Annotated in this window: 1 protein-coding gene and 1 pseudogene; both read right to left on the bottom strand. The window is 68.8% G+C overall.

The window, feature by feature from the left end:
* Positions 1 to 1,385, bottom strand: a pseudogene (locus ACIRPH_RS31480) (hypothetical protein); the annotation flags it as partial.
* Positions 1,386 to 2,146: 761 nt separating this feature from the next.
* A complete protein-coding gene (locus tag ACIRPH_RS31485; protein WP_402921235.1) occupies positions 2,147 to 2,353 on the bottom strand; it encodes a hypothetical protein in 207 nt (68 codons plus the stop codon).
* Positions 2,354 to 2,358: the final 5 nt, after the last annotated feature.

Here is a 2,358-nt window from a genome sequence, read left to right on the forward strand (position 1 = left end):
AGGCGGTCGCCGATGGTGTCGCGCAGGTGTCGGCCCAGGTCGGGGTCGTTCCAGTGGCGGGCCAGGGTGGTGGCGTAGTCGCGGCCCAGATCGCGTGCGGCCGCCTCGCCGAGGTGGTCGCCGAAGTTGCGGGCGAACACCTCGGCGAAGTCGTTGCGTGCGGCGGCGGCCTTGGTCGCGTTGTCGAAGGCTCCGGCGCCCATGGGGCTGGCGGGGTTGTAGGGGGTGAGGAACTCGTCGTTGTGGCGGCCGAACACCTCGGCCAGGTCCTTGTTGAGCGACGGGGACGGGGGCGGGGTGTCCTTGGGCGCGGGTGTGGTCCCCGGGGTGTCCTTGGGCGCGGGTGTGGGTGTGGGGTCGTCCTTGACCGGTGCTGTTGGCGGGTCGTCCTTGACCGGCCCGTTGGCGGGCGGGTCGTCCTTGGGCCTGGTGGGGGGACCGTCGGGCCCACCCCCTCCGGGGGGTGGCGGGGTGTCGGTGTCGCGGTTGAGCGGCGGCGGGTCGTCCCTGACCGGCCCCGCAGGCGGTCCGTCGGGCGGACCCGAGGGCGGCCCGGGTGGGGGCCCGTCGGGGGTCTCGCGGACCGGGGGGCCGGTGGGGGGTCCGGCCGGGGGTGGTCCGTCGGGGCCGGTTTTGATCAGCGGGGGCGGGTCGGGCAGAAGGTTGAGGTCGGTGAGGCCTTTGCTGAACAGGTCGGACAGGTGCTTGCTGAACAGTCCGTCCATGCCGGCGGAGAAGACCGCGGAGAGCGCGCCCTCGATGACGGCGCCCTTGTGGGCGCTCTCGGTGAGTTTGTTGTCGTGGTGGTGGCGGGTCCCCCTGCCGATCTGGATGCGTTGGATGATGCTGTCCATGCTGGCGAAGATCTGGCTGATGATCTGGTGGCCGGGCACGGTGATGAGCAGCCAGGTCAGGATGCGGCGCATGGCCAGGCTGCGGATGGCCTTGAAGACGGGGATCCATTTGAGGGAGGCGCCGAAGGTGAACTTGGCCATGGCGATGGCCCAGGCGATCTCGGCCAGGAGCTGGACGAACTGGCCGATGACCATCATGTGCATGTACTCGACGTTGGCGCGGGCCTTGAAGAGTTCGGCGGACATGACGTTGGAGTTGTCGCGGGCCGAGCCGACGTAGTTGTTCTCGCCGCGGGTGAACTGGTCCAGGGAGCGTTCGTAGCGGTCGGCGGTGTTGCCGTCGAAGTGGCGGCGGGCGTGTTTGCGGCTGAGGTCGAACAGGTCTTCCAGGACGGCCAGGCGTTGGTCCAGGGCGGTGTAGATCTCCGAGGCGCGGCCGAGGTTGGCGATGCCTGCTTTGGGGACCTGGATGCCGGTGAGGACCTCGATCGCTTTGCGTGAGGAGTCGGACATGGTGTGGTCCAACGGCATACGCGATCCCTCCCTCTACCCCCTGGTACCGCTGCGCGGGCACGAAACTAGCACCGGAGAAGTCGCGTAAATCGGTGGTCCATTATCCGGTCCGGAACCCTTGTTGAGATTTCTCCGGTTGATTTCGGGAGGTCACAGGCGTGCGCTGAAGGCGGTGGAGGTTATCTGGAACATGTTCCACCGGGGTGTCGCGCCGAGCATTTTCGCAACGGTTTTCCTGGATCCGACCGGTTATTCTTTTCCTGTTTCCCTCGCGGCGCGTCCTCGCTCGTGGTGGGGGCGGAGGCCAGGTGGGAGCGTCGGTGGTCCGCGCCGGTCGATGCCGGTCGTCGCACCCGTGAGGGGGTCGCCCCGATTCTGGGGGCGGCTCGGGAAGGGATGTCGCGTACTGAGGTGTCCTGGTGTCGGCCGCGTGCCGACAGGCAGGAGTTCAGTTCCTGTTTATGGAGAATTCGCTTCCGGGATTCGCGCGATACGCCTTCGCGTCACCGAGCGGTCGAGTCCGGGCGTACTGGGTGCGGGAGGCGGGGGAATTCCCTGTTCTGGGATATCCGAATTCTCTGCGGTCTCGGACGGGAAAGGAAGGGGAGATCCCGTCGTGCACTTCTCGGGGACGGGGCACGGGGGTGCTGTCCGCCGCTCCCGGGGGCATGGGCGGGGCGTGCGCGGGCCCCGTCCTCGCGGACCGCCGTCGGGCCGATCACGGCGGTTTCCCCGAGGCGCACCGGGGCGTCACACGCTGAGGGAAGGGCCGGCCTCGGTCACGCCGGTTCCTCGAAGTAGCGGACGTAGGCGTTGGACTGCGCGGCGCAGTCGTCGAATATCTGCTCGCCGGACCAGCCGCGCGTGGCGCGCAGGCGTGGGATCGCGTCGGCCGTCGCGGGGTCGTGGCCGGTGAGGGTGCCGTCGTCGTGCAGCGTCAGAAACGGCCGTGTCCGCTGCGTGCGGCGGTCCTGGACATAGAGCACACGGG

The organism is Nocardiopsis sp. NPDC101807 (assembly GCF_044766605.1).
Classification (GTDB): domain Bacteria; phylum Actinomycetota; class Actinomycetes; order Streptosporangiales; family Streptosporangiaceae; genus Nocardiopsis; species Nocardiopsis tropica.